We start from the raw sequence: 1,863 nt of genomic DNA, 5'->3' as shown, positions 1-1,863 counted from the left end.
ATCCCCGCGCTCTCTAGACCTTCACCGACTCGCTCAACCACAGACTCACTCACCGTCTTAAGCTTCTTCACGCAACCACTCGCAAACCCAAACCTTCACGCCCTTCACGCCTCCACACAGCCGCTCAACCACCCCTTGAACCTCTCACCCCGTCCTGCTCTTCCTTGCCCTTCTCTGCTCTCTCTCAAATCCTCATCAGTCATCATCATCATCATCATCAATCACCCCTCTCTATCTCTCCTCTGACCCCCTGAACCCCCTCTAGCCCCCTTCTCACTTTCTCACTGACTCCCAAACCCTCATCACCCCCGCCCCCCTTATATGCCAAAAAACCCATAAAAACGACACCTCACACACAATGAGGGACGAAGCGTGTGTGAGGTGTCGTTTTGGTCGGGTGGCTTTGGCTTGAAATCGCGGGGGCGGGGGTGGTCGGTACAGAAAACACCCCGAAATACACCCAAAAATACAGGGAAGCAGGGTTAAAAGAGTGGCTGCAGAGGGTCTACGGGAGTTGTCATCCCACCCAATTCACCCCCCCCTAACTCGCCTTTGAGTTTCGCGAAGATCTCTAGTGATTCTGTGGCTCTGAGCCTGCGGCGCGATAGGAACTCATTCGCTCGTTCCTCGCTCATTCGTGCTCTGCTGTTCCCTCACTCTTTGCCCCCTCTGCTCAACCTCCAAGGCTCCAGGCTGGAGAGGTGAGCCGCCCCCATCGATTCGGAGGGAGCAGAGGGAGCAGAGAGAGGGAGCCCTGCCCTTGTGGCTCTCAGGGAGCAAAAAACCCACCCGGTGCGGGTGGGTCTAGGTTCTCTCTGAGAGCTGGTAGGCAGGTGATTGATGATGACGATTCATCGACCCGTCGGTCGCGTCGGTCGCGTCGGTCGGTCACACAGGCGGGGTCATTACGTCCCGCAGCGGCGGCATGTGCAACGGCGTTCAGCTGGGTTCAGCTAAATAGTCCAGCAGGTTCTTTCAAATCCTCAGCCTCGGCGCTCCTTCACGCCCTGCGGTCACCCGTCAGGGAAGCGGCTGTTAGCTCGTTGCTCGCGAAACCAGCACCCATCTGACGGGGTAATCCCGGGGGGTCAGCCCGGCGGCGTTGTCGCTTTTGTGGTCGTCTTCCCCACACCGTTGGGTTATCCTCCTCCCAACGTTGAGCCGATTCTGCTATGATTGGCTCAAATCTTTTTTGATTTTTTTAGCACTTTGAATGTACCGCGGAATACCTCCGCGGTGCATTTTTTTTTGCCCTTTTCTCAAAAAAACCCGTGAAAAAATTCATTTTCGGCGCTATTTTCGCGAAAAAACTAAGGCGCTTTCTTATCGCGAATGACTCATTTTGTGCACCTGATTCATTGGATGCATGAGGTGTGACCGTCTGACGTTTGCCATTTTTCGCGCCGCAGGCTCGATTTTCGCGTCACGGTCCGCGCCTCGGCGCGCGAGATTCCACACGCCGACCGCCAGCAGGCACGAGCGCCGCGAAAACGCGAAGCGCGCGGCCTTGCTGCCTGCTCTGCGCGTCGGATCGTGGAATCTCGAAACGCCCGCACAGCCGACAGAAACGCCCTAAACAGACATCTGACCGTCTACCGCCTTCCGCTCGCTCACAGACCGCGCCAGCCGCTCATCTGTGCCCTGACACGCTCCACACCGCGCACGCCTCACCCGCGCTCGACTCTTCCACCACCACGCCACAAATCAGCTCCCGCAGCTCCACCACAAACCGAAAAATCCCCGCGCTCTCTAGACCTTCACCGACTCGCTCAACCACAGACTCACTCACCGTCTTAAGCTTCTTCACGCAACCACTCGCAAACCCAAACCTTCACGCCCTTCACGCCTCCACACAGCCGCTCA

1 protein-coding gene is annotated in these 1,863 nt (G+C 57.2%); it reads right to left on the bottom strand.

Going from position 1 to position 1,863, the window contains the following annotated elements:
• Positions 1–1,630: 1,630 nt before the first annotated feature.
• Positions 1,631–1,789 (bottom strand): hypothetical protein, encoded by a 159-nt coding sequence (locus D8M41_RS11610; RefSeq protein ID WP_161970787.1) that lies wholly within the window; start codon positions 1,787–1,789, stop codon positions 1,631–1,633.
• Positions 1,790–1,863 lie beyond the last annotated feature (74 nt).

Source organism: Rothia sp. HSID18069 (assembly GCF_003989155.1).
Classification (GTDB): Bacteria; Actinomycetota; Actinomycetes; order Actinomycetales; family Micrococcaceae; genus Rothia; species Rothia aeria.
Note: the sequence above shows the minus strand (reverse complement) of the source record. Positions and strands in the feature narration are given on the sequence as shown.